We start from the raw sequence: 26,509 nt of genomic DNA, 5'->3' as shown, positions 1-26,509 counted from the left end.
CAGTCATGCAAATCAAGGGCTTCGACTTTGCGGTAGTCGGCGGAGCCTCAGTGTTCGCGCTCATCGGGCTCGCGATGCTGGTGCCGGGTATTCGAAACCTGTCGCGGAGCGTTGCCAGCAGCCACTGGCCTAAGGCGCCGGCCATGGTGGTGACCTCCGGCACGAGCGAGTCCGTCTCGACCGGCCGGTCGTCGCGGGACCGCAGCCTGATGTACGCCGCCCACATCCAGTTGCGCTACTCAGTGGGCGGACAGGAGTACGCGACCGATACGTTGCACTTCGGCGAGACGCTGGGCTCGGGCGATTCGTCGGAGGCCGAACTGCGGCGTTTGCGCTTCCCGCTGGGCTACGAGACGACGGTGGTCTATGACCCGAAGCAACCGTGGGTGGCGGCGGCGCGGCCGGGCTTCCACAGTGAGGCGCTGCTGCTGCCGGGCGGGGCGTTGGCGTTCATCATTCCGGCCATCATGTTTGTGGTGTTGTACTACGGCATGGATCGCGGCAACGGCATGTTGGGCATTGGACTCGGCATCTTCGCGGCGATCTTCATGGCCATCGGCGCGGCGCTGCTGACTCCGGGGTTGATGTCTTTGTGGAACGCGAGGGAAAGCGTGAAGTGGCCTGTTGTGCCGGGGCGGATCCTGTATCACAAGGAGGGGTCGAGCACGTCGACAGATCATGACGACGACGGGCATTCGACGACCACCACGACCTACTCCACGCGCGTCATCTACCGGTATCAGGTGAAGGGGCAGACGTTGTTCAACAATGTAAGGCGGTTTGGGCAACTGGCGGGGTCGAGTGAGGAGTGGGCGTCAGAGATCGCGGCGCAGTACCCGATGGGGAAGGATGTCGAGGTGTCGTACAAGCCCGATGATCCGGAGACGGCGGCGCTGGAGCCCGGCATCGACAATGAAGCGTACTACCTGCCGGGCGCGGGCGCCGCGTTCCTGCTGTTTGGGCTTGCCGTGTTTCTCTGGGGGATTCCGGCGCTGACCAGGTATTAGGAGCCGCGCTTGGCGTTCCACTCGATGGCCTGTCCGGCCTCGCCCCCGGCGCGTTCCGCTGTGAGCTTCAAGGTATCGCCGGACAGCTTTCCCTTGTAGTTCATTTTCATCTCGTTGTCCTGGAACTTGATGGTGATGGTGAACGAGATCTGGTCGCCTTCCACCTTGCCGTTTTCGATGACGGATTTGCCCATCATCGAGCTGACGGTTTCGCCGCTGAGTTTGTCGCCGTCGACTTTGAACGCGAACGTGCGCTCCATTGCTCCGTTGGGGCCTTCGGCCGTCGCTTTCCAATTGCCGCTGACGTCCGCGGCGAAGGCCGCGAGCGAGGATAGGGCCAATGTCATCAGGAACCGCTTCATGGGGGATCACCTCTCTCGACAGGGATGGGCCCAGACGCGGGCCGCTGCTCTAATTTGCTGGATTTGCGGCATGGCGTCAAGAGCGGACGCAAAGAACGGCACGCCGGGCCGCCGCTGGATTGTATGCTGGATGAACGAATCCCGCATTTCATCTTCGGAGGTCAGAAGTTCATGAACATTCTTCGCTCGGCATCGCTGCTGCTGGTGGCCGCCGCGCCGTGGCTGACGGCTCAATCCGCCGCTCCGCAATGGCGCGACCTGATTGGCAAGGATCTCACCGGCTGGGTGAATGTGAATACCGAAAAGGACACCTGGCGAGTGGAAAACGGCGAACTGATCTGCACCGGGCATCCCATCGGCGTGATGCGCAGCGACCGCCAGTATGAGAACTTCATCCTGGAAGTGGATTGGATGCACATCGAGCCTGGCGGGAACTCGGGCATCTTCGCGTGGAGCAACGCGACTCCGGGCTCCAACCGCTTGCCGAACGGCGTGGAGATCCAGATGTTGGAGCTCGACTGGGTGAAGATCAACAAGAAGCCGGACTTCGATCCGCCCATCGCGTATGTGCATGGTGAGCTGTTCGGTGTGGGCGGTGTGAAGACGCTGCCCGACAATCCGCGGGGCGAGCGCAGCAAGTCGATTCTCAACCTGTGCAAGCCGCGCGGGCAGTGGAATCACTATACGGTGGTGGCGGTGGATGGTGTGATCAAGCTGGCGGTGAACGGCACGTTTGTGAACGGCATCGCAAAGTCGACGCAGAAGAAGGGCTATCTCTGCATGGAGTCGGAAGGCGCGGAGATCCACTTCAAGAATCTGCGGATCATGGAACTGGCTCCGGGTGTGACGGACGCGAGCCAGACGGCGCCGCTGTTGCAGTAGGTGGCTAGGAGCTAGGAGCCAGCAGCTGGATGCGGTCAGCTCTCGGCTATCAGCTTTCAGTGTGCGTAACTTAGGACAGATGGTGCTGAGCTATCCGTGTGGATCCGTGTCCATCTGTGGCCCTCATTCATTGGCCACAGATTCACACAGATGCACACGGATTCCCGTCTGGATGGCTAGCGCTGGGGTACTGCAGCGCTGGGGTACTGCAGGTTGACAGCTTTCAGCTCTTGAATTAGTCGGTGGCCAGTGGATAGGGGATGATCGCTGAGCGCTGAATGCTAGCACGGTCAGCCCCTCGCAGAGGTGGGTGTACGGGTTATACTCTTGGAATCCACGAGGGGACACACGATGCTCACCAGGCGTACGTTTTTGGAATCCTCCGCTGCCACGGCTCTGGCGACCCGCCTGTTTGCCGCTCCGGCGGGTTCCAACAAACCGAATGCGGAACTCGAGTCGTTGGGCGCGGTGGCGCTGAACGAAGCCAAGAAGCAGAAGGCCACCTATTGCGACATTCGCATCATCCGCTACCGGCGGCAGTTTGTGAATGTGCGGCTGAATCCGGAGCGCGGCACCGGCAAGACTCTCGAAGTACCCAACGTCGCCGATACGGGTTCGTTCGGCTTTGGCGTCCGCGTGATTGCCGATGGCGCCTGGGGCTTCGCCGCTTCGCCGTTTGTGACGAAAGACGAGATTGCTCGGATTACGCGGGAAGCCATCACCGTGGCGCGGGCCAATGCAGTGCTGCAGTCGCGGCCGCTGGTTCTGGCGCCGGTGGGCGCGTATCGCGATCGCTGGCAGACTCCGCATGAGAGCGATCCGTTCGCCGTGCCGCTGGAGCAGAAGCTGGAGCTGATCCGCTCGGCTGCCGCGGAAGTGAAGAAGGGCAAGGGCGTCTTCGCGGCGGGCTGCAACCTGTCGTTCCGCAGCGAGGATAAGTACTTCGCCTCATCCGAGGGTTCATCGATCCAGCAGCTCAATCTGCAGACGTATGGGCAGGTGAATGGGACGGCCGTGGATATGAAGCGCGGCATCTCGCGGTCGCGCCGCTTCCAGCCGCCGCAGGTCACGGCCGGGTATGAATACATCCCGATCATGAACCTCGTCGAGAACGCGCAGCGCGTCAGGGAAGAGGTGATCGAGCACCTGAACGCTCCGGCCGTGACGGCGGGCAAGAAGGATCTGGTGCTGCTGCCGAGCCACCTGTGGCTGACGATTCACGAGAGCCTGGGTCATTCGACCGAACTGGATCGCGCGTTGGGCTACGAGGCGAACTATGCCGGGACGAGCTTCCTGACTCCGGACAAGCTGGGCAAGGAGCGAGTGGGCAGCGAGATCGTCAATGTGTGGGGCGACCGCACGAACGACCGCGGGCTGGCGACCACGGCTTACGACGACGATGGCGTGAAGACTACGAAGTTCCCCATCATCGAGAAGGGCATCTTCAAGCACTACCAGACGATTCGCGACCAGGCGTCGCTGATCGGCGAGAAGGAGTCGCGGGGCTGCTGCTATGCCGATAGCTGGTCGAGCGTGCCGTTCCAGCGCATGCCCAATGTCTGGCTGGAGCCGGGCAAGCAGGGCACTTCGCTGGACGACCTCATCAGCGGCGTGGAAGACGGCATCCTGATTGACGGCGACGGCAGTTTCTCGATTGACCAGCAGCGCTACAACTTCCAGTTCGGCGGCGACGCGTTCTGGGCGATCAAGGGAGGCAAGAAGCAGGGCATGGTGTCGCAGGTGGCCTACCAGTCGCGCACGACGGACTTCTGGCAGGCGTGCGACCTGATCGCCGGCCCCAGTTACTGGCAGCAGTGGGGCGCGGCCAACGACGGCAAGGGCGAGCCGGGCCAGATCAATTCAGTCAGCCACGGCTGCTCGCCGGCGCGCTTCCGGCAGATCAATGTCATTGTGACCGATTAGGGGCGAGGAGACAGGCACCATGATGACCAAGGAACAAGCGAAGAAGCTCATCGACAAGGCTTTGTCGTTCTCCACGTTTCCGGAGTGCAATATCAATCTCAACAGCTCAGAGAGCGCGTCGATTCGGTTTGCGCTGAACGGCATTACAACCTCGGGCTACACGATCGAGCAATCGATGACGATCTCGTCGGCCAAGGATGGCCAGACCGGCAATACGTCCATCGATGAGTTCGACGACAACTCGATTCGCGAGGCTGTGAAGCGGACCGAGGCCCTGGCGCTGATCTCGCCTCCGAACCCGGAGCGCGTGCCGCCGCTGGGGCCGCAGAAGTACGCGCCGTATGAGAATTTTGCGGAGTCGACGGCCAAGGCGCGCAATGATGTGATGATCCCGCATGTGCGGGCGATCATCGAAGGCGCGAAGGCGCAGGGTCTGGTGGCGGCCGGGTTCTTTGAACGCGAAGCCAGCGCCGTGGCCACGGCCACGAAGCAGGGCAATTTTGGTTTCGGCCGGCAGACGGACGCGAGCCTCTCGACCACGATACGAACCCAGGATGGCTCCAGTTCGGGTTGGGCTTCCCAGCCCGCGGTGCGCATTGATCAGATCGACGGAGCGGCCATCGGCAAGACGGCGATCGACAAGTGCGTGCGCTGGAAGAATCCCAAGCGGCTGGATCCGGGCAAGTACACCGTCGTGCTGGAGCCGACCGCGGTGGGCGACCTGATCCAGTTGCTGGGCTTCAATTTCCAGGCGCGCTCGGCCGAAGAGGGGCGCAGCTTCCTCAGCAAGCCCGGCGGCGGGACGCTGGTGGGCGAGAAGCTGTTTCCGGAGTCGATTACATTGCACTCCGATCCCTTCAACAGCCTGTACTCCGGACTACCCTGGGGCGGAGGCGGGTTGCCCGCGGCGCCCATGGCTTGGATCGAGAAGGGTGTCGTGAAGAACCTCTTCTACGACCGCTATTGGGCCGCGAAGGCGGGCAAGGCTCCGACGCCGTTCCCGTTTCAGATGGTGCTGGATGGCGGCGACAAGTCGTTGTCGGAGATGATTGCGTCGGTGGAGCGCGGGCTGCTGGTGACGCGCTTCTGGTACATCCGTAACTTGAATCCGAAGACGGTGCAGTTTACGGGGCTGACGCGCGACGGGCTGTTCCTGATCGAGAACGGCAAGGTGACCTCGCCGGTGGTGAACTTCCGGTTCAACGAGAGCCCGGTGCGGCTGCTGCAGAACACCATCGCGATGGGCAAGCCGGTGCGGGTGCGCGGCGGAGAAGGGCAGGGCATGATCGCTCCGCCCCTGGTGGTGAAGGAGTTCCCGTTCACCAGCATCAGCGACGCGGTGTAGATCCTCGCGAACGAAACAACCGGGCCCGGACACTGGTGAGTGTCCGGGCCCGGTTTGTCGTTGGTTGCGGGGGTGAAAGGGTTACGGAGCCGCGGGAGCCGGACAGCAGCGGTACTCCTGCGATTTCTCCAGCAGTTCGATCTGGCGCGCGAGCAGCTTGTTGCGCAGTTCCTGCTCGTCCAGGTCCAACTGGATCTTGCGCTGCACTTCGGGTTCGCAGACGTCGCAGTCGTCGAGGCAGCCTTTGACGATGAGGCCCGGGGTGGGCAGGCAGGATTCGACCGTGACCTCAAACAGCTTCTGCGCCTCGGGCGAAACCGTACCGCCCGGAGCGGTAATGAGGCCGTTGGCGGCCAGGTCTTTGTCCACCTGGTCCAGCGCAGCCTTGCGGGCGGCGGCCGAGAGCGGCGCCGGGCTGTTGAAGGCAGCCGAGTTCACGGCCAGCGAGACGCGGTTGGTGCTGAGAGTCGTGCCGGACGCGCCGGCATCCTGCGCCGCCACGCTCTGGCGGCCGATGGCTTCGACGGCCAGGCGATCCTGCTGGGTGGCCAGCACACTGGTGGGCACCACGGAGACCTGCCCGCGGGAGACGGGCGGATTCAGTGAGGCGCGCGTGGGCGCGGCCGGGTCGTCTATGCGCCGTTCCACCCGCTCCAGCGTCAGTTTGACGATCTGCTTGCGGTTGAGGCGGTAGAAGAAGAACGTGACGGCGTGGCAGTGATTGGGATTGGAAAACGTGCGCGACGACGATTCGAAGTGGTCCTCCGACTCCCCCTCTGTGTGCGTGCGCGAGTTGACTTCCCCAATGGACAGCGACGCCGCGGCGTGGGTGGCCTGCACGGACTGGTTGGCCGAGGCCGAGGCGTGCGTGGAGAGCTGCCGCAGGAAGTCCGACGTGGACGACCCGCTGTGCGAGCCACTGGCATTCGTATCCGCGCTGGCGGAGAAGAAGCCAATGGAGCCGCTGGCGTCTCCATGGAAGTCCCACTTGCCGCTCTCCGAGTTCGAAGCGTGGCTCGAATCGGTCACGGACAGGTCGGACATCGAGTTCTGCATCGCCGCCATGAAATACCGGTCTTCCGATAGTTGTTCATTCCGGTAACTCACTTTGGTGGTGCTGTCGAAGGTGAAACGCGACCGCCGGTCGGAGGTGAATAGTTTCACCTGCTCGCCGGGCAGCAGCGTCATGGTATGAACGGGATCCCCCAGGAAAAGAGGTCCGGGGCAACGTGTGAGGCGGACATGGAGAGTAACCTCCACGGTGACCGTAGCCGGCCGGCCGGCCGCTTCGTTGACTGTCACGCGGTGTGGCAGCCGGTAGCGGAAGTCCAGTACATCACAGCAAGGATCTTTGGACAACGTAGGGCAACAATCGCTTTCAGCGGCGGGGTTGCTGACGTCTTTTACTTTGGATGCGTCTTTCATCGGTCCGCTCCTCGTCTAGTACATGCAATACGCAATAGTGCAGTCAGGAGCGGACTCGTTTCAGACGAATTCAGTCACCCCGCCCAGCACTGCCGCCTTCGACGAGTCGATTGAGCCCGACGGCCATCTCCTGCAGTGTCCGAGCCTGTGCGGCCAGTTGCTCCGCAGCGGCGGCGCTCTCCTCGGCCGCGGCGCCGTTCGTGTGGCTCACCCGCTCAATCTCCCCCAGCGAGCCGGTGGCGTGCTGGATGGCTTTCGTCTGTTCCTGTCCGCCATGGCTGACCTGATCGACCAGCGGTTTGATGCGGGCGATGGAACTCACCAGCGACCCCATGGCTGTGGAGACGTGGGCGGCTTCCTGCTGGCTGGCGTTGGATTGCTGGACCGAGTCGCCGATGAGGCCGGAGATCTCGCTCGCCGCGCCGGCACAGCGCTGGGCGAGGCTGCGGACCTCGTTGGCTACCACCGCGAAGCCCAGGCCGGATTCGCCGGCTCTTGCCGCTTCCACCGCCGCATTCAGGGAGAGGATGTTCGTCTGGAAGGCGATCTCGTCGATCACCCGAATGATCCTTGAGCTCTTCTCGCTGGCGGCCCGCAACTCATTCATCACCTGCATCATCCGGTTGATGGAGGCGCCGGCCAGCGTGCATGTCTGGTCAGTCTGTTCCACAATCTGGTACGCCGATTGGGCATTGCCTGTGTTCGTCTCGATCATGGCGCCGATGGCGTGGCAGGATGTGGAGGTCGCCTGCAGGGAATCGATTGTGGAGACAGCGCCCTCCGATAGGGATTGCGCCGAGGCGGCCAACTGCGACGAGGCCTGGGTGACCTGTGCCGCACCGCTCGCCAGATTACCCGCGATCTCCCTCAAGGCGCGATTCACGTGGCGCAGCGTGACAAAGCAGATCGCGAAGCCCAACAGGAATGACAAGCCGATGCCAACGGTGGTTCGCCTGATGACACGGTTCACAAGGGATTGGGTGTCGAAGGTCCACGTTTGTGCGGAGTCCAGGTTGGCTCGGCTGAACTCGCCCGCATCCTGCACCATCTGCGCCCCGATTGAGGCCCAGCGGTCCAGATCCTGGCTGAACTCCTGATCCTTGTTCCTGCCCGCTTCCACTTTGTCCAGCATCGGACGCAGGCAGGCCATATACCTGGCATAGTCCCGCGCCAGACCCTCCACCTTAGTGTCGTCTGCGGGGTCTCCGTTCGCCTTGACCACGGCACGCAGCTGTCGCAACTCCTTCTCCGCCATCGCCAGCCGTCCCCATGCCTTCTCCATGGCCCCCTGTTTCTGGATGGTCATGTAGTAGATCAGGTGTACGCGGGCGTTCAAAATATGGCGTTCAAACTCTAATGCAATCTTCGCCTCCGGCAAAGCTCGCTCGGACAATATGGATAAGTCCCTGGATGAGTCCAGCATCTGCCAGACCGCCATGGCTCCGAATGGCAGTCCCAGGATCAGCGCAGCCAGAAAGGCCGACCAGATTCGTGCTTGAATGCTCCAACGTGTTGTCATGCATTACGCTCGCTGTCACCTCTCTTCGGCCGCCGGAGAGGATCTCATACGCTTAATGCGCAGGGAGTTGCGGGCGGAGGGCCTGATAGACTGAAAACAGCCCCCTCGCTTTTCTTTGAGGGGCGTGGTGTCCCCAGGGACCGGCCGATGCGGCCGTAATCCCTGAATTCGATTCTTGGAGGCCCGGAATTCACGATATAGAACTGATTCTCACGATCACCGGAGGCCTCTCCGCAGCCCTCCTGCTGGGGTACCTCACACATAGGATCGGGCTCTCCCCGATTGTGGGGTACCTGTTGGCCGGCCTCATCGTGGGCCCGCACACCCCGGGCTTCGTGGCTGACCGTCATCTGGCGGACCAACTCGCCGAGATCGGCGTCATCCTGCTGATGTTCGGTGTTGGTTTGCATTTCCATTTGAAGGACCTGCTGGCCGTGCGAGCGGTCGCCCTGACCGGCGCGCTGTGCCAGAGCATCGCCGCCACCGCCCTCGGAGCATGGACGGCTCACGCCTTTGGCTGGAGCTGGCCCTCCGGTATCGTCTTCGGATTGGCACTTTCCGTAGCCAGCACCGTTGTCCTGACCCGTGTTCTCTCCGACAACGGTGACCTGCACAGCCGCACCGGGCGCATCGCGGTCGGCTGGCTGGTGGTGGAAGACCTGTTCACCGTATTGGTCCTGGTTCTGCTGCCCGCCCTGTTCGGTCCCGGTGCGCAGGACGCTTCCGGCTTGCCGATGGCCCTCGGCCTGGCGATGCTGAAGATCGGGGTCCTTGCCGTTTTTACGTTTGTCGTGGGTGGACGGCTGATCCCCAGGCTGCTGGCCGGAATCGCCGCAACCCATTCACGGGAACTGTTCACCCTGGCGGTGCTCGCCATTGCGCTGGGCATTGCGGTGGCCTCGGCCTACTGGTTTGGCGCTTCCATGGCGCTGGGCGCGTTCCTGGCCGGCATGGTGGTGGGCCAGTCAGAGTTCAGCCAGCGGGCCGCCTCCGAAGCGCTGCCGATGCGTGACGCGTTTGCCGTCCTGTTCTTCGTGTCCGTCGGTATGTTATTCGATCCACGCCAGTTGCTGCACTCGCCCGGTGTCGCCGCCGTGGCTCTGAGCATCGTGCTCATCGGCAAGCCCTTGGCCGCGTTTGTCATTGTGGTGCTGATGCATCACGGCTCGAAGGTAGCCTTGGGGGTAGCGGTTGCCCTGGCCCAGATCGGCGAATTCTCGTTCATCCTCGCGGCTGTCGGGAAGAGCCTGAAAATCCTCTCGGAAGACGCCGCCAATATCCTGGTGGCCGCTTCTATCGCCTCGATCGCCTTGAATCCTGTACTTTACCGTCTGGTCGGGCCGGCCGAGGCCTGGCTGCGCCGTCATCCCGGGCTCTGGCGGAGGCTCAATCCAGAGGATCTGCCGGCGGATGACGATTCCGGGCGGAAGGCGAGCCCCGCGCACCAGGCAGTGGTGGTCGGCTACGGCCCCATTGGCCAGACGGTCACCCGCCTGTTGGCGCAGCGCGGCATCGAACCCACCGTGATCGAGCTGAACGTCGACACGGCGCGCCGCCTGCGGTCGGAGGGTGTCCATGCCATTTACGGCGATGCCAGCCAGCGCGAGATTCTGGAAAGCGCCGGGCTGGAGCGGGCGTTCAGCCTGATCCTGACCGCCCCGGCGACGGCGGAATCCACCGAGATGATCCGCCTGGCGCGGGAGATCAACCCGACCATCCAGGTGCTGGCGCGCTCGGCATTCCATGGCGAAACCGCAGGCATCCGCTCCGCCGGTGCGACGCACGTCTTCTCCGGTGAAGGCGAGGTGGCCCTGGCCATGACGGAGTATATTCTGCAACAACTTGGAGCGACTCCGGAGCAGTTGGACGGCGAGCGCGAACGGGTTCGCGCCTTCCTGGCGACGTAGGCAGACGGCAGGTGTTGGTATCCTGGGAGAACGCCCCGAATTGATCCATAGACAATGACCAAGAAACACGTGAAGCCTTCGCTCCAGGAGGTTGTGGAGGCCGAAGGCCACCTGATCGACTCCCACATCATGGAGCAGATCTTCGACACCGTCGTCGAATACCATGGCCGGTTTGAAGTGGAGCACTTCCACATTGGCCGAACAAACTCCGATCCGTCCCGGTTGCGGCTGAGGGTGGAAGCGCCCACTCCGGAAGACCTGGAGAAGATGCTGGGCCAGTTGATCGGCCTGGGTTGCACTCCGGCCGACGGCAGCGACGCGGTCTTCGAGACCGTCGAGCGGGACCGTTGCGCCCCGGAAGATTTTTACTCCACCACCAACCACCGCACGCTGGTGCGCCGCAATGGCGAATGGCTGGCGGTGGAGAACCAGCGCATGGACGCGCTGCTCGTCTGGTCGGAAGGCAAGCCGTGGGCCCGGCGCCTGCGCGACATCAAGGCCGGCGACGAGGTGGTGGTGGGGATGCGCGGCATCCGTGTCATTCCCGAATCCAAAGAGCGCGATCGCCTGGCCTTCGCCTTCATGTCCAACGGCATCTCCAGCGAGCGGCAGGTGGATACCGCCGTGCGGCAAACCGCGGCCATGATGCGCCTCGCCAAAGAGGCGGGGCAGAAGATCGTGATCGTGGCCGGACCAGTGGTGGTCCACACCGGCGGCGCCAAATCGATTGCCGGGCTGATCCGCAAGGGTTACGTCAGCGCGGTCTTGGCGGGCAACGCCCTGGGCGTCCACGACGCCGAGGCGGCGATGATTGGCACGTCGCTGGGTGTGCGGTTGAGCGACGGCCGCCAGGAAGAGCACGGGCATCGCAATCACATGCGGGCCATCAACGCGATCTACCATGCCGGCTCGATCGCCGGAGCGGTGCAGAGCGGCAAGCTCCAGAAGGGCATTCTGTTTGAATGCGTGACCCGCAACGTGCCGTTCGTGCTGGCGGGCAGCCTGCGCGACGACGGTCCGCTGCCGGATACGATCACCGACATGAATGTGGCCCAGGATGCTTATGCGGGCCACCTGCGGGGCGCCGGGTTGGTGCTATGCCTGGGGTCGATGTTGCATTCCATCGCGGTGGGCAATATGCTGCCGAGTTGGGTGAAGACCGTGTGTGTCGACATCAATCCCGCCGTCGCGACCAAGTTGAGCGACCGCGGTACGGGGCAGGCTCTGGGTGTGGTGACGGACGTGGGGATGTTCCTGGAATTGCTCGATAAGAATCTGGGGGAAGGGAAGTAGACGTGGCAGACAAAAAGAAAAAGGCGGCCAAGGCCGAAGCAGAGCGGGTTTATACGGACGAGCATGCCGCCAGTGGTTTGGATACGGCTCTGCCGGCGATTGAGTGCTGGCCCAACCAGTATTCTTCGAACGACTATTGGATCGAGGTGACGACGCCGGAGTTCACCAGTGTCTGCCCGCGCACCGGCCTGCCGGACCAGGGCACCATCACGATCCGCTACATTCCAGACAAGCTTTGCCTGGAACTGAAGTCGCTCAAGATGTATTGGCTGGCTTACCGCAACCTGGGCATCTTCCAGGAGAATGCCGTGAACCGCATCCTGGAAGATTGCATTAAGGCCTGCGCGCCCAGGGAGATTGTGGTGTCGGGCGAGTTTACACCGCGCGGCGGTGTGTACTCGACCATCACGGCGAACTACTCACGCCGCCGGAAATAGTACGGCTGTTCGCTAATCTCTACAACAACTTCCATTCTGAGGCTCCTAAAATAGGATTTTGACATCCTTTTTGGGAGCCTCTATGATTTCCAAGTCCTTGTGGGCCGTCTCCCTCCTGGCGGCCGCCGGTTTGAGTTCCGGTTGTGGGTCAAAAGCGCCGGTTGCGGCAAAGGAGACTGCGGTGCCGGTGCGCGTGCGCAAGCCGGCCAGCGTCGACCGCCAGACCGCGATTCGGGCCGGCGGGACCGTGGAAGCGCGTGAGTCCGCCGAGATCGGCTTCCAGTTGGCGGGCCGCGTGGCGCGCGTCTTCGTGGAAGAGGGGCAGGCTGTCCAGCGCGGGCAGATCCTGGCGGAACTGGATCCGCGAGACTACCAATTTGGGATGGACATTGCCTCGGGCGAGTCGGATGCGGCCGCAGCGATGGCCGCCAAGGCAACGGCCGGCACTCGCAAGCAGGACCTGGAGCAGGCGCGCGCTGCCTTCGAGCAGGCGGATGACGAGTACAAGCGCATGAAGACGCTGTACGAGCGGCACAGCCTGGCTCCGAACGACTTCAAAAAGATTGAAGCCCAGTGGCGCGTCGCCCAGCAGCGGCTGGATGAGGCGAAGGAAGGCGCCCGCGTGGAGGATCGCTCCGCCGCTGAGGGCAAGGCCCGCCAGGCGCAGGCGAACGTCAAGTTGAATGCCAAGCGGGTGGCGGATACCCGCCTGGCTGCTCCCCTGACCGGTGTAGTGGCGCGGCGGCTAACGGATCCCGGTGAGATGGTGGCGGCGGGCATGCCGGTGTTTGCCGTGATGGATCTGAATCCCGTGCGTGTGCGCGTGGGCGTGCCGGAGGCGGAGATCGCCAAGGTGCAGGCGGGCCGGCCGGCGATGATCCGGATCCCTTCCATGGGCGGACAGGATTTTCCGGGCAAGGTAGAGCTGGTCGGCTTCGCGGCCGAACCGCAGTCGCGCACGTTCGCCGTCCGGATCCTGGTGCCCAACCCGAAGCTGGTGCTGCGGGCCGGCATGATCGCCGAGGCGGAGATCGAGGGCGACAGCCGGGTGAAGGTGATCACCGTGCCGGGCGAGGCCATTGTGCGCGATCCGCAGGGCGCCACGCTGGTCTATGTCTACTACCCCGAGAAGCAGCGCGTGTTCGCGCGGCGCGTCCAAGTGGGGCGGGCGGTGAACGCGGAGATCGAGATCGCCAGCGGCATCACGGCCGCCGACCTGATTGTCGTGGCGGGCCAGCAGAACGTGCGTGAGGGCGGCCTGGTGCAACTCACCGGAGCGGCGCAATGAATCCCGTCAAAGCCTCCCTCCACTATCCCCAGGTGACGCTGCTGCTGACGGCGGCGGTGTTCCTGAGCGGCATCTACGCGCTCTCGACCATGCCCCGCCGCGAGGATCCGAAGATCACCATCCGTACGGGCCTGGTCATCGCGCTGTATCCCGGGGCCACCGCCGAGCAGGTGGAAAAGCAGGTCACGCGCAAGCTGGAAGACCGCCTGTTCCGCTATGAAGAGGTGCGCAAAGCGAAGACCTGGTCGACCAGCCGCAACGGCGTGAGCGTGATCAATGTGGAGTTGGAAGACCATGTCCGCCAGCCGGATGTCTTCTGGTCGAAGCTGCGCCACGCGATGATCGAGCTGAAGCTGACGCAGTTGCCGGAAGGCGTGCAGGGACCCATCGTGCGCGACGACTACGGCGATACGGTGGCGCTGCTGCTGGCGCTGCATGGCGGCGGCTACAACTACCAGCAGTTGAAGGACTACGCCGGGCACATCGAGGACGAATTCCGCACGACGCGTTCGGTGGCCAAGCTCTCGCGCGTGGGCGAGCAGAAGGAAGAGATCCGCATCACGAGTTCAACTGAGCGCGTGTCGCAGTACACGCTGTCGCCGCTGAAAGTGATCCAGGCGCTGCGCGGCCGCAATGTGGTGCAGTCCGGTGGGAACTTCAAGACCCCCGATAGCGACGTGCCGTTGAAGGCGACGGGGTTGTTCCAGACCGAGGATGAGATCCGCCGGCTGATGATCGACATGTCGCCGACGGGCCAGCCTGTGTACCTGGGCGACCTGGCGAATGTGAACCGGGTGGAAGGGGATCCGCGCACCCTATGCCGGTTCGACGGCGAGCGGGCCTTGATGATCTCGGTGGAGATGCTGGAGGGCAACAACATTGTCGACTTCGGCAACGAACTCCGCGGCAAGCTGGAACGCGTGAAGGCGACGCTGCCCCCGGATTTGAAGGTCGACATCGTGGCCGATCAGCCGCATGTGGTGGAAGAGCGCATCAGCCACTTCATCCGGGAGTTCGGCATCGCCATTGGGTCGGTGATTCTGGTCACGATCCTGCTGCTGCCGTTCCGCGTGGCTTTGATTGCTTCCCTGGCGATTCCCGTCACCGTGGCCGCGACCTTCGGCGTGATGGACATGATCGGCGTGGAACTGCACCAGGTCTCGATCGCAGCCCTGATTGTCGTGCTGGGCATGGTGGTGGACGACGCCATCGTGATCGCCGACAACTATGTGGAACTGCTGGATCGCGGTGTGCCGCGGCCCGAAGCGGCCGCGCGCTGCGCGACGGAACTGGTGGTGCCGGTGTTGACCGCCACGGCGACGATCATCGCGGCGTTCCTGCCGATGCTGATGATCAGCGGCGCGGTGGGCGAGTTCATTCGCGCGCTGCCCATTGCCGTCGCCGTGGCCCTGACGTGTTCGTTCGTCGTAGCCATGCTGCTGACGCCTTGGCTGTGCCAGTTCTTCATCAAGAAGGGCCTGCACGATCCGGAAGCGGAGAAGAAACACGGCTTCAATCTGCTGGACGCGATGCAGCGGCTCTATAACAAAGGGATCGTCATCGGTATGCGCCACAAGGCGCTGACGTTGACCGGCGGTGTGGTGGCGTTTTTAGTCTCCATCGTGCTGCTGGGTACGGCTGTGCCGGAGCGCTTCTTCCCCACGGCGGAGCGCGCCCAGTTTGTGATCCATGTCTGGCTGCCGGAAGGCGCGCGCCTGGAGGCGACCGACGCGGCCATCCGGCGCATTGAGGGCCAGTTGAAATCCAATCCGCTGGTGGAGAACTACTCCACGTTTGTGGGCGAGTCGGCGCCGCGCTTCTACTACAACGTGGCGCCCGAGTTCACGGCTTCGAACTATGCCCAGGTCCTGGTGAATACGAAGACGGCGGAGGAGACGCCGGCGCTGGTGTTCCGGCTCAGAAAAGAGCTGGCGCAACAGGCGCCGGAAGCGCGCATCTTCGTTCGGGAGTTGGAGCAGGGCACCTCCATGCAGGCTCCGGTGGAGGTGCGTATCGTCAGCTCCGATGACGGCAGCGAGGATCTGCAGCGATTGAAGGCGATCTCGATCAAGACCCAAGCCATCCTGCGGGAATCGCCGGGCGCCGAGTACGTTTATGACGATTTCCACGAGGATGCCTACGATCTCGGCGTGCACGTGGATGAAGAGGTGGCCAACCGCCTGGGGCTCAGCAACGCCAGTATCGCCATGCAACTGGCCGGGGCGTTCAGCGGCCTGCCGGTGACGACGTTCTGGGAAGGCGACCGCGACGTGCCGGTTGTGCTGCGGCTGGACGAATCCTACCGGCGGCGCTTCGAGGACGTCTCGGATGTCTACGTGGTGAGCTCCATCACGGGAGCGCGTGTTCCCTTGCGCAGCGTGGCCACCCTCAAGCCGGAGTGGCGCGCCAACCGCATCCTGCATCGCAACGGCGTGCGTACGCTGACGGCGATGGCGATTGCGGGTGAGCATCATCTGCCGTCGGAGATCCTGAAACAGGCGCGGCCCAAGCTGGCCGCCATGTCGATGCCGCCCGGCTATCGCCTCGACTATGGCGGCGAGATAGAAGGACAGCAGACGACCTTCGGCGAAATGAAGATGGTGATGGCGCTGAGCATCGTGGCGATCTTCCTGATCCTGCTGTTCCAGTTCCGCTCGCCGGTGCAGACGCTGGTGATCATGATGTCGATCCCGCTGGCCATGCCGGGCGCGGTGCTGGGGCTGCTGCTGACCGGGAATCCGTTCAGCTTCACGGCCTTCATGGGCGTCATCAGCCTGTCTGGTGTTGTCGTGAGAAACGCGATCATCCTGGTGGAGTACATCAACGAGCGGCGCCATGCCGGGGTCGAGCTGGAGGCGGCTGCGCTCGAGGCGGGCGAACGCCGTTTGCGGCCCATCTTCCTGACCACGGCTGCGGCGGCCGTCGGCGTGACGCCGATGATCCTGTCGGGCTCGAGCCTCTGGTCCCCGCTGGCCAGCGTGATCGCCATCGGCTTGATCTGCTCGATGTTCTTCACGCTCGGGGTGGTGCCTGTGTTGTATGTCGTGTGCGAGCGCCGCGGCGCGGGCCGTGCGCCCGTAGCCGCCCTCTTGGCCCTGTGCCTGCTGGGCGCGGGATCATTGCAGGCTGAGCCGCGAAAGATCACTTTGGACGAGGCCGTGTCCCTGGCGCGCACGCAGAACGCGATAGTCAAGCTGGCGCAGTTGAAGGTGAAGGAGAACGAGAAGAAGCGCGACCAGGTGCGGGCGAACTATCTGCCCGTGGTTTCCAATGAGTCGAGCATCGTCTACACAAGCGGTTTGCAGAATCTGGCGATTCCAGCCGGCTTTCTGGGTACGATCCCCGGCTTGGGCGCGCTGCCGGCCGCCGATCTGAAGCTGTTCCAGGGCGACAACACCCTGGGCCTCATGATGACCACCGTGGGCCAGCCGCTCACACAACTTGTGAAGATCCGGGCCGGCACGCATGTAGCCGACCAGGATATTCACATCGCCGAACAGCGGCAGCGGCAGGCCGAGAACGAGATCGCGCTCAAGACCCGTGAGGCGTATTTCGGCATCCTGATTCTGGAGCACCGCATCGCGGCGGCGAAGGCGCGCGTGGCGGCGGCGGAGGAGGGCCGGAAAGAGGCTCGCGACGCCGTCGAGACAGGCGCCGCGTTGGAGGTGAAGGCGCTGGAGGGCGAGGCCCTGCTGTTGCAGCAGAAGAACGCCGTGCTGAATGCGGAGATCCAGGTGGCGGACCTCCGGACGGAGTTGAACGACCTGCTCGGCCTGGCCCTGAACTCGGAATTGGAATTGGTGCCCCCCGAGGCTCCGCTGGTGGAACTGGCTCCGCTGACGGCCTTGACGAGCCAGGCTGCGGCCGGCAATCCCGAGGTGCGCGAAGCGGACGAAACGGTGACCAAGGCCCGCCACGCCGTGGCGGCGGCCAAGGCGGAATTCATCCCCGACATCAGCCTCTTCGGGATGCACACCTACCAGAACGGCGTGCCGTTCCTGCCCACCAACAACGCAGCCGTGGGCGCCAGGATGACCTGGAGCATCTTCGACGGCGGCAAGCGTGCGGCTGTGGTGGGCGAGCGCCAGACGCTGCTGCAGCAGGCGGAACTGAACGCGACCCGGCTGCGGAACCGCAACGCCATCGACGTCGAGAAGGCGCGCCGTAAAGTGGAGCGCCTGCAGGACCTGGTCCAGGTGGCCGAGAAAGCCGTCGCTGTCCGGCGCGAGGCGCGGCGCATCGGCGGCGATCAGGTCGAGCTGGGACTCACCACCATCCTGGCGGGCAAACAGGCCGACGCGGCCCTGGCGGAAGCCGAGTCGCAACTGATGGAGGCGCGGCTGGGCTTGCGGCTGGCCGTGGCGGAACTGGAACGGACCGTGGGCCGCTAGCAGCCTTGTTCAGAGCAGGGAAACTGAGCCCACCTGGAGCACGGCGCCGATGTTCGCCCCCGCCTTGCCGACAGAGGCCACCGGGCCGGCGATCCAGGCGCAGGCCTTGAAGGCGCCCACGGCCAGGCCGGCCGGCACGCCGAAGATCACGCCCATCGCGCTGGCCGCGCCGCCAAAGCCCGCGCCCGGGCCGGCGATGGCTCCGAAAGTCAATGACAGGACCTGGCACATCCCGTTCAACTCCTCGGGCCGCAGCGGCTCATCCAGGGGCAGGTTGCCCTGCGTCAGCTCCGTGCCGACATTCGTGAAGTCTGAGGTGGAGCCTGAGGCGGCAAACCCAGGGACCATGTAGCCCGCCCCGATGCCGTTGTAGCTGAACACCACCATCTTCTTGCCCTTCTCGTCGTCTACGGGCTTCATATAGAGCCGGCTCATGATCGAGATCTCGATGCCGCGACCGCCCATTCCGCCGGAGAGCGACTGGCCGCTGGAAGAGCAAAGCTCCCAACCCAGGCCCTTGCCGTATTTGCTGAAGTTCTTCTTCATGTTGCCCCAGGTGGTGGGGCATTCCTTGAGCGGCAGGTTGGCCTGTTTGGCCAGCACCTCCCACTTGCCGTTGCCGCGCCATTGGACCGTTGGCGAGTTGTAGTCCCGCTGGCCCGGCGTATATATCTTCAGGTCACCCCGAGCGCCGATGGAGGGCGGCACGCCGAGCCCCAGCAGCAGCGCGAAACAGCCTCCACCGTCCTTGAGCAGGATCCCAGTGGGCAGGATGACGAAGTTTCCGCCTTGCGGCAGCCGGAAATCCCGCGTATCCATGTGAGCCCACTTGCCCCCATCACCCTCGCCCTGCATCAGCCGGATCTTGACCACAGCCTTGAACGCCTGGCTGCGCCCGTTGGCGGCTTTCTCAGAAAGCGTAATGTCGACTCTCAGATCGCAATTGAACATTCAGACTCCTCCAAGGATTCCGGGACGGAGATCGCACCACACACCTTTCCCGGACATACCCAGGAAAGCGGAATCGCCCCGTGGAATGCCTCACCTGGGGCCGGCAGCCTCTTCGGCTCCAACTGCCCGCCGGTTAAGGTACCACGATTACCGGCTCGCGAGGTGATAATCCCGCCGGATCGTTCACCTGCGCGCCGTGCGGCGCCGCCACGGGTCCACGCAGCAGCGGATCGTCCGTATCCTTCATCCACCGATCGAGCCGCCCGCGTAGCTCCTCCAGCGGAGCGGGGACCATCTGGTGTGCGACCAGATTGTTGGTTTCATTCGTATCGAAAACCAGGTCATAGAGCTCCTCGCGCGGGACGTAGCGGTCTTTCCATCCCTGCTCTAGCCAGTACGATTTGCTGTAGCCGTCGTCACAGTTAGGCAGGACGGGCAGTTTGCGGTCGCCGAAATTGCGAATGTACTTGTAGCGTGCTGTCCGCAGTGCCCGTTTGGGCTCGTAGGACGCGTGGTAGGAGACCTCAGCGAAGATCTCGTCGCGGATGGAGTTGGCGGCGCCTTTCACCAGCGGGGTTAACGACCGCCCCTCCAGCCAGGCCGGCGTGGGGAGTTCGAGCGTCTCACAAAGCGTGGGATAGACGTCCAGGTGCGAGACCATCGCGTCGGAGACCTTGCCGCCCAGGAAGCCGCCCGGCCCACGCATCATCAGCATCACGCCGATGCCGTGATCCGTCAGATTGCACTTCATGGCCGGGAACGCGATGCCGTGATCGGTGGTGAGCACGACCAACGTGTTGTCCTCCAGCCCGTTGCGGGCCAGCGCCTCCAGGATGGAGCCCATGGAGCCGTCCAGCACGCGCGCGGCGGCCTTGAAATTGGCCATGTCCTGGCGGACCTGCGGCGTGTCGGGCAACGGAGCGGGCGGCAGCGTATAGCGCGCATCTTCCTTGAGGCCGGCGACGGGAAACTCACGGTGCGTCTCAAAGAAGCCGCAGGAGAGGAAGAACGGGGCCTTCGGTTTGGAGTTCAGATACTCGACGGCGGCGGCCGCGGCATCCGGCCCGCGGTTGCTCGCCGTCTTCAACACGCGCTGGTAGCCGAGAGTGGGCACCGTGCCGGCCTTGGTCTCGTGCTGGACGTTGCAGAGAGTCGTCTCGTAGCCGTGGGCTTGCAGGAAGTTCGCCAGATGCCGTTCGGGATGGCTCAGGCTGAAGCCGCGGTGCGCCAGGCCCAGCATGCCGCTGCCGTGCGCGGTTTGCCCGGTCAGCAGCGCCGCGCGGCTGGGACTGCAGGTCGGCGCTCCGCTGTAGGCGCGCCGGAACAGGACCCCCTGCTCGGCGAACTTCTGCAGATTCGGAGTGGCGACAGGATGTCCGTAAGGCTGGACATAGCGGCCGGTGTCATGTGAATGCAGGTAGAGGACGTTGGGCCGCCGCGTGGGCGCCAGGGCTTGCGCCGCGCTGGTGGAGAGGAATTCCCGCCGGTTCATTGTTGTAGCCTACACGATTGGCGGGAGGCGGCAGGCGCAGCCCCAGAGGCTGTAGAGGATAATTGGAAGTACGGATCGCCAGGAGTGAGCCCGGGGCAGTTACTCGGCCAGGAGTCTCAAAGGTGTGGTGCGGACGGGGAGGGTCGAACTCCCATGGGTTTCCCCGCTGGAACCTAAATCCAGTGCGTCTGCCAGTTCCGCCACGTCCGCACAGCGACTAAAATTCTAGCAGGTGGAATCGACAGCGCGCCACCGCCGGCAGGCGAGGCGTCAGTCGCCGGCAGCCGCGGCCATGTACTGTTCGGACTCGATGGAGCGTGTCGCGGCCGTCGACTCAGCCAGTGCCGGAAGCCAGCGCACCCCCCGGCCGCAATTGCACGGCGCGTCGCCGCCCTCAGCCTGGCTGCCCTCCGCCAGATGGAAGCCGTTTCTGGTGTCGCATTCCACGGCCACCAGCCGTCCCTCCCTGGTGCGGATCTGCTCGTACACCGGCACGCCGGACCATCGCCACATCTCCGCCTGGGCGACCTCACCCAGCGGGCCCTGTTCGGGTGTGGAGAAGACCAGCAGGGGGTAGTTGAGGTCACTCAAAGCCAAGTGGCCCGAGTCGCACAAGCGGCCCACCTGCTCCAGGTCCTGCTGCCATCCGGCGAGAGTGGTAGGCCGAAGCTTGTTCAGGTTCTGGCTGTTCCATTCAGGGAAGATGTGGATGCCCTGTTGCTGGCGCACGCTGAGCCCCAGGACTGCGACACGCGGCGGAAGGTCGAGAGGGTACTCCAGGCTCGGCAAACGCGTGGACGAGCATTCCTGGCCTGTGCCGGCGAGTGCCGGGGCGTGTCTGAACAGGGAAAAGCGCATGTTGGCGGCAGACCTCTCGTAAAGAAGTAGCGCCCGCCCGCGAGTCCTCTCAAACAGTTTGAACGGAATTAACGGCCGCGCATCAGGCTGCGCAGGTTGCCGCCCAGGATGTCGGCCGCATCGTCACCGCGTATGCCCACTTTCCATAGCGCGTTCACCTGGTCGTCAAAGACCAGCTTGTGCCAGCCCCGCGGGAAGTAGGACGAATCCGTGCCGAACAGCAGCCGGCGCGGCCCGACAACAGCCAGGGCTTGGCGGAAGATCTGCTCCAGGGTCGGCGGCGGCGTGAGATAGCGGGTCCAGGCATTGCTGCTCGACGTGTCCATATAGACGTTGGGACACATGTCGGCGAGCATCAGCGCTTCGCGGAAGAAGCCGGCTCCGAAATGCGGGATCACAATGTTGACCGCGGGGTACTTCAGCGCCAGGGGATGCAGGTCCAGCGGATTCGAATACCGCATGTCGAAGGGGCAGGGCAGGCCCAGCCTCTGGCGGAAGCCCACGGAGAGCACCCCGCAATGCACAAAGACGGTGCCGCGGCAGTTCGCGGCTGTGCGGAAGATCTCCTCCACCCGGACGTCGCCCAGCGAGTAATTGTGCATCGCCGGCAACAGGCATACCGCTTTCAGGCCGTTGCGGAAGCCGCGCTCGCAGCGGTCCCGGGCGTCGGGCGCCATCGGATTCAGGAAGAACCAGCCGAAGAAGCGTCCGGGAATGGCCGCCACCGCCGCCATGACGGAATCCTCTTCCCCCGGCAGGCTTGCGATGAGGGCGGCTTGCGAGACATCGTTGCGGACCAGTTCAGCCGCCCACTGCGCGGCGCACTGCTCAGCGGTTTCCGGCGGTGGTTCCCAGCCCAGGGTCACGCACAGGTCGCTGGGCGTCGCCGAACCACCCTTCTGGACCGCCAGTTGGCGCAGGAAGCTCCGGGAGAAAAAATGGACATGTGCGTCAGCGACGGCGATCTGGCCCCAGAGAGTCTGCATTCAGACAGTTTACCCGGCTACGGCGCCGCGGCCGGTGGGTCCGTGCGAATTTGACAGACCATTGGCCAGCGCGACCTGGGTAAGCCCGGCCACATTGCTGACACCCAACTTCTTCATGAGGGTCTTCCGATAGCCTCGGATCGTCTGCAGGCTCAGGTTGAGCACGACGGCGATCTCCTTGCTGGTCTGGCCTTCCGCCACCATCCGCATCACCTGCTGTTCGCGCGGGGTGAGTGCCTGGACCGGGGTACGTCCCTGCGAGTCGTTGAGATTGCCGCGCTGTACGCGGGCCAGGAAGGTATCGGACACTTGGGGGCTCAGGTAGGAGCCTCCGCGGGCCACTGTCCGCAGGGCGTCCAGCAGATCGCGATCGCTGGCCTTCTTCAGCACGAAGGCACGCGCGCCGCTGCGGATTGACCGGATCACTGAACTCTCGTCATCGTGCATCGAGAGTATGACAATTTTCGTCTCCGGCGTATGACGCATGATTTCGCCGGTCGCTTCAATTCCGCTGATGCCCGGCAAATTGATATCCATCAGGATCAATTGGGGCCGCAATGACCGCGCGAGTGCAATGGCATCCGTGCCCGTTTCCGCCTCAGCCACCACATCAAATTCACCCGAGTTCTTCAAAATCGCGCGCAGACCGTCGCGCATGATCTTGTGATCGTCCACCAACAGCAGGGTATGCATCTATCAAGGTTCCTTGCCGGGAGTAACGGAGAGCTCCGTTACCGAGGAATCCCGGTACTCCACCCAAAGGTTGGCGCGTGCAGCTATCTGGCGGACGGCTTCCAGCGCTGCTTCTGTGAGCAGTTCACCGGCCGGCGCTCGCAGTTGCACTGCGCACTGCCCAAGATTAAGTTGCAACCGGCCAGGACGCTCCGATGCGTCCCAAGCCAGGAGTGCATCACCAATGATACGGCAAAGCGACTCGGCCTGCTCCAAAGACCATACGGGGGTCCCTGCTTCGAAGGTAAAATCCACCGGCCTGCCCTGGGCAATCAGTTCGATCGCCTTGCGCAGGCCGCAACGAGCCACGATTCCGGGGTCCGACTGGTAGCTCAGAACCCTGACGGAATCGACAGCCGATTCCAAAGCCTCCTGGATCGTGTCGAGGAGTTCCCGGGATTCCCGATTCAGCTCCGGCCAGTTGCTGCGCAACAAACCCACCATGAGGCCTGCCGAGCACAGCGTCGGGCCCAGGTCGTCGTGCAGCCTCCGGCTCACACGGCGCCTGTCCTGCTGGCGGACTGCATCTGCTCCACTCCATGCCAGATTGACCGGCGACGGCGGCTTCCCGTTCACATCCATCGCGCTCATCATAAACGAAATCGCCCGCCAAAGGTAAATGGCGGGCGATTTCGAGTGGGAAAAACGGCGGAACGCCGGCTATTTCTTGCGGGCGAGGACGCGGCGGGCTGCCGCCGCGATGTTATCGGCGCGCATACCGTACTTATCCAGTAATTCGTCAGGAGTGGCCGATTCCGCGAACTCCGTCAAGCCTACGAATTCAATCGGAGCCGGGTGGGTCTTGGCCGCGGCCTGCGCCACGCGCACACCCAGCCCGCTATCCACCAGATGCTCTTCCGCGACGACCAGCGCGCCCGTCTCCGCGGCTGCCTTGCCAATCGCTTCTTCATCAATCGGCTTGATGGTGTGGATGTCCAGCACCCGGGCCGAAATGCCTTCGGCTTCCAACTGCTCGGCGGCGCGAATGGCTTCCGCCACCACCAGGCCGGTGGCGATCAGCGTCACATCGGTGCCGCTCACGAGCTCAACTGCCTTGCCGATCTCGAACTTCGTTCCGGCCGGGTAGATCACCGGAACTTTGACGCGGCCCGTGCGGATGAAGACCGGACCCACATGCTCGGCCGCCCAACGGACAGCCCAGGCAGTCGCCACTTCGTCGGCCGGACACAGCACCGTGAAATTGGGCAGGGCGCAGGCCAGGGCCAGATCTTCCATGCTCATCTGCGACGGGCCATCTTCGCCGATCGAAATGCCGCTGTGCGTGCCCACCACTTTCAGGTTCACGTTCGGATAGGCCACCAGGCAGCGCAACTGCTCAAAGCCCTTCGTCATGACGAAGGCCGAGAAGCTGGACACAAACGGAATCTTGCCCGACAGGGCCAGGCCGGCGCCGATGGCGACCATGTTCGCCTCGGCGATGCCGCACTCGAACAGACGCTCAGGGAATTCCTTGGCGAAGTAGGTGGTCATCGTCGACTTCGTCAGGTCGGCGTCGCCGACGACAATATTCGCGTTCTCGTGGCCCAGTTCGGCCAGCGTCTTGCCAAACGCCTCGCGCGTGGCAGCGCCCAGTTTGAGTTCGTATTTTACGTTTGCCGGCATGTTAGGCAAGCTCCTTCAATGCGAGTTCCAGTTCTTCCGGCTTCGGAGCAACACCATGCCATTTCGGGTTGTTCTCCATGAAGCTGACGCCCTTGCCCTTCACGGTGTGGGCCACAATACAGGTGGGCTTACCCTTCGTCTCGGCAGCCTCCGCAAAGGCCTTCTGGACAGCGCTGATGTCGTGGCCGTTAATCTCAAGAGTATGCCACCCGAACGCTCTCCACTTCTCGGCCAGCGGCGACAGGTCGAGGATATCCTTTACGAAGCCGTCCAGCTGGATGCCGTTGTTGTCGACGATGGCGCAGACGTTATCCACCTTATGAAAGGAGCCAAACATGGCTGCTTCCCAGATCTGGCCTTCCTGGATCTCACCGTCGCCCAGTACCACATAGGCGCGGGAAGGGGACTTGTCGAGCTTCGCCGCCAGGCCCATGCCGAGGGCCAGGCTCAGGCCTTCGCCCAGCGAGCCCGTGGATGCCTCCAGGGCGGGGATGTAGCGCACATCCGGGTGACCTTGATAGATGGAGCCCAGCTTCCTGAGCGTGTTCAATGTCTCGACCGGCGTGTATCCGCACTCGGCCATCACCGAGTAAAGCACCGGAGCGGCGTGTCCTTTAGAAAGGATGAAACGGTCCCGCTCGGGCCACTTGGGGTTGGCCGGATCGTGGCGTAGCACGTCCCAATATAAGGTGACCAGAATCTCCACGGCCGAAAGGGATCCACCCGGGTGGCCCGACTTGGCAGCCGTGATCATTGTGAGGATGTGACGCCTGACCTGGCGCGCTATGGAGGACAGCTCTGAGGGGTTCTGCGTGCGCTGCATATAAAAATTGTTCTTATTATAGCCCGCGCTGCCGGATGGCGGTCGTGTGGACATAAAAAAAGGCCCGGGACCGAGGTCCCGGGCCTTTTTGAGAGAACCAGTCAACTACTTCCGGCGGCGGAGGAACGCCAGAGCGGCGAGACCAGCGCCCATCAGGGCGTAGGTGCCGGGCTCAGGGGTCGACACTGCGAAGTTGTCGTACTGGGAATCCTGGTCGAGGGCCGTCGTGTGATAGAACCCGAAACCAGTGACTGCGCCAATGTTGAAGCCGTTCTGGTTCGAGAGGATCTGAGCCAGGGTAGCCGCATAGGTGTGAGTCGGAGCAACGTTCGTCGGCTGGGTGTACCATGCCGTGCTGGCCGAGTTCAGGACGTCAGTGATGCGGGCCGTCACGGTGCCACCGGTGCTGCTGGTGACGAAGAACGTGAGAGAACCGCCGGCGAGGTCAGCCTTCACCCAATCGATGGCGAAAGCTTCAGCGGCGCCGGTCAGATCCTGAGCGGAAGTGGGTTCGTAGTACGCACCCGAGATACCGTTTACGTCGGAATCCGTCGAAACCTTGAACACGCCCAGGTTGACAAGACCGCCCACATTGCTGGGGTCGCTGCCCGGGATGCCGAGCTTCTTAACGAAGACAGTGCGTGAGTAGCCGGCAATCGGGGTGTTGTTCTGGGATGCCGCCACGGTGATCGGGCTGCCGAGGTTACCATTCTGGGCCTGGGCGCTGCCGACGCTAAACGTGTCGGTCAGAAAAATCGGCGCAGCGAAGGACGCAGTGCTGAGCAGCACCGTGCCTACGGTCGCAAGCAAAATTCTCATGTAACAATCTCCTCCTCAAAACTTGAAAAAGTCCCGAAAGACTTTCTCTGAGAGAATACTACAGCTATGGAGTACTCTCACAGCCTATCTTTCGATAGGATGCGCCTGGGAACGTCTCCCGAAGTGTCTGAAATTCAACACTTTGCGGAAAACAGCCACCCGCGACGATCATAGGACTAGTGTACCACCACAACTCGAGGCTAGGTCGCAAGAACCTCAAGCCGAGATTGCGACTAGATCTAGAGTCCTATGCGCATTTCTGCGCATTCAGAGGTGAATCATAGACTTGAGCGCCGCAATTTGGTGGCCAACATGGAAGGACGGCATCGGATCGCACCCGCTGAAATGCTGTCGAGCTGGCGGGCCAGCCACCCTCCGCAATCTGCCGACGAAATCCACAACACCATTGGATGTGTAGGTTTTTTCAGAACCCCCAGGCAGTGGTG

General features: G+C 63.3%; 21 protein-coding genes and 1 tRNA gene. 9 read left to right on the top strand and 13 right to left on the bottom strand.

The genetic code is table 11. The features are described 5' to 3' along the window. Positions 1–5 precede the first annotated feature (5 nt). Positions 6–1,007 (top strand): DUF3592 domain-containing protein, encoded by a 1,002-nt coding sequence (locus IRI77_RS07565; RefSeq protein ID WP_194451461.1) that lies wholly within the window; start codon positions 6–8, stop codon positions 1,005–1,007. On the opposite strand, the gene IRI77_RS07560 is transcribed toward IRI77_RS07565, so the two are convergent. After that, the gene (locus tag IRI77_RS07560; protein ID WP_194451460.1) at positions 1,004–1,369 is read right to left on the bottom strand and encodes a hypothetical protein; all 366 of its coding nucleotides are present in this window, start codon (positions 1,367–1,369) and stop codon (positions 1,004–1,006) included. The two genes, IRI77_RS07565 and IRI77_RS07560, sit on opposite strands and share 4 nt — an antisense overlap. 171 nt (positions 1,370–1,540) lie before the next feature. Here IRI77_RS07560 and IRI77_RS07555 point away from each other — a divergent pair, with 171 nt between their 5' ends. The 3 genes from IRI77_RS07555 (at position 1,541) to IRI77_RS07545 (ending at position 5,519) form a co-directional block, all read left to right on the top strand. After that, positions 1,541–2,251 (top strand): 3-keto-disaccharide hydrolase, encoded by a 711-nt coding sequence (locus IRI77_RS07555; RefSeq protein ID WP_194451459.1) that lies wholly within the window; start codon positions 1,541–1,543, stop codon positions 2,249–2,251. Positions 2,252–2,602: 351 nt separating this feature from the next. Next, a complete protein-coding gene (locus tag IRI77_RS07550) occupies positions 2,603–4,174 on the top strand; it encodes a TldD/PmbA family protein (protein WP_194451458.1) in 1,572 nt (523 codons plus the stop codon). 19 nt (positions 4,175–4,193) lie between these two features. Next, entirely contained in the window at positions 4,194–5,519 is a 1,326-nt protein-coding gene (locus IRI77_RS07545; protein ID WP_194451457.1) for a TldD/PmbA family protein, read from the top strand. Positions 5,520–5,600: 81 nt separating this feature from the next. Here IRI77_RS07545 and IRI77_RS07540 read toward each other — a convergent pair whose 3' ends face one another. After that, positions 5,601–6,944, bottom strand: coding sequence for a hypothetical protein (locus IRI77_RS07540; protein WP_194451456.1), 1,344 nt, complete (start codon positions 6,942–6,944; stop codon positions 5,601–5,603). Positions 6,945–7,014: 70 nt separating this feature from the next. Then, a complete protein-coding gene (locus IRI77_RS07535; RefSeq protein ID WP_194451455.1) occupies positions 7,015–8,463 on the bottom strand; it encodes a methyl-accepting chemotaxis protein in 1,449 nt (482 codons plus the stop codon). A gap of 188 nt (positions 8,464–8,651) precedes the next feature. Between IRI77_RS07535 and IRI77_RS07530 the strand changes: the two genes are divergently transcribed. From IRI77_RS07530 to IRI77_RS07510, 5 genes are all read left to right on the top strand, one after another. Continuing rightward, entirely contained in the window at positions 8,652–10,370 is a 1,719-nt protein-coding gene (locus tag IRI77_RS07530) for a cation:proton antiporter (protein ID WP_194453598.1), read from the top strand. A 54-nt stretch (positions 10,371–10,424) separates the two neighbouring features. Next, positions 10,425–11,663, top strand: coding sequence for an ornithine cyclodeaminase, nickel-pincer nucleotide-dependent (locus IRI77_RS07525; protein WP_194451454.1), 1,239 nt, complete (start codon positions 10,425–10,427; stop codon positions 11,661–11,663). 2 nt (positions 11,664–11,665) lie between these two features. Next, complete coding sequence (queF, locus tag IRI77_RS07520) at positions 11,666–12,100, top strand: preQ(1) synthase (RefSeq protein ID WP_194451453.1); 435 nt, start codon at positions 11,666–11,668, stop codon at positions 12,098–12,100. An 82-nt stretch (positions 12,101–12,182) separates the two neighbouring features. Next, a complete protein-coding gene (locus tag IRI77_RS07515; protein WP_194451452.1) occupies positions 12,183–13,388 on the top strand; it encodes an efflux RND transporter periplasmic adaptor subunit in 1,206 nt (401 codons plus the stop codon). Beyond that, positions 13,385–17,779: an efflux RND transporter permease subunit gene (locus tag IRI77_RS07510; RefSeq protein ID WP_194451451.1), complete on the top strand. Its 4,395-nt coding sequence runs from the start codon at positions 13,385–13,387 to the stop codon at positions 17,777–17,779. The genes IRI77_RS07515 and IRI77_RS07510 overlap by 4 nt, the downstream gene beginning before the upstream one ends. Before the next feature lie 9 nt (positions 17,780–17,788). On the opposite strand, the gene IRI77_RS07505 is transcribed toward IRI77_RS07510, so the two are convergent. From IRI77_RS07505 to IRI77_RS07460, 10 genes are all read right to left on the bottom strand, one after another. After that, a complete protein-coding gene (locus tag IRI77_RS07505; protein WP_194451450.1) occupies positions 17,789–18,730 on the bottom strand; it encodes a hypothetical protein in 942 nt (313 codons plus the stop codon). A 133-nt stretch (positions 18,731–18,863) separates the two neighbouring features. Next, complete coding sequence (locus IRI77_RS07500; RefSeq protein WP_194451449.1) at positions 18,864–20,222, bottom strand: sulfatase family protein; 1,359 nt, start codon at positions 20,220–20,222, stop codon at positions 18,864–18,866. 125 nt (positions 20,223–20,347) lie between these two features. Further along, a tRNA-Leu gene (locus IRI77_RS07495) sits at positions 20,348–20,432 on the bottom strand. Positions 20,433–20,492: 60 nt separating this feature from the next. Beyond that, entirely contained in the window at positions 20,493–21,080 is a 588-nt protein-coding gene (locus IRI77_RS07490) for a hypothetical protein (protein WP_194451448.1), read from the bottom strand. Between the two features lie 68 nt (positions 21,081–21,148). Beyond that, positions 21,149–22,066, bottom strand: coding sequence for an amidohydrolase family protein (locus IRI77_RS07485; protein ID WP_194451447.1), 918 nt, complete (start codon positions 22,064–22,066; stop codon positions 21,149–21,151). Positions 22,067–22,075: 9 nt separating this feature from the next. Then, positions 22,076–22,759: a response regulator gene (locus IRI77_RS07480; protein WP_194451446.1), complete on the bottom strand. Its 684-nt coding sequence runs from the start codon at positions 22,757–22,759 to the stop codon at positions 22,076–22,078. A 3-nt stretch (positions 22,760–22,762) separates the two neighbouring features. Further along, entirely contained in the window at positions 22,763–23,392 is a 630-nt protein-coding gene (locus tag IRI77_RS07475) for a histidine kinase (protein WP_194451445.1), read from the bottom strand. 66 nt (positions 23,393–23,458) lie between these two features. Then, positions 23,459–24,421, bottom strand: a complete 963-nt coding sequence (locus IRI77_RS07470) for a transketolase family protein (RefSeq protein WP_194451444.1) — start codon at positions 24,419–24,421, stop codon at positions 23,459–23,461. A gap of 1 nt (position 24,422) precedes the next feature. Then, complete coding sequence (locus IRI77_RS07465; RefSeq protein ID WP_194451443.1) at positions 24,423–25,244, bottom strand: transketolase; 822 nt, start codon at positions 25,242–25,244, stop codon at positions 24,423–24,425. A 105-nt stretch (positions 25,245–25,349) separates the two neighbouring features. After that, complete coding sequence (locus IRI77_RS07460) at positions 25,350–26,063, bottom strand: PEP-CTERM sorting domain-containing protein (protein WP_194451442.1); 714 nt, start codon at positions 26,061–26,063, stop codon at positions 25,350–25,352. Between the last annotated feature and the right edge of the window lie 446 nt (positions 26,064–26,509).

This window comes from Paludibaculum fermentans (assembly GCF_015277775.1).
Taxonomy (GTDB): Bacteria; Acidobacteriota; Terriglobia; order Bryobacterales; family Bryobacteraceae; genus Paludibaculum; species Paludibaculum fermentans.
The sequence above is the reverse complement of the archived record's forward strand: the minus strand, read 5'-3'. Positions and strand labels throughout refer to the sequence as shown.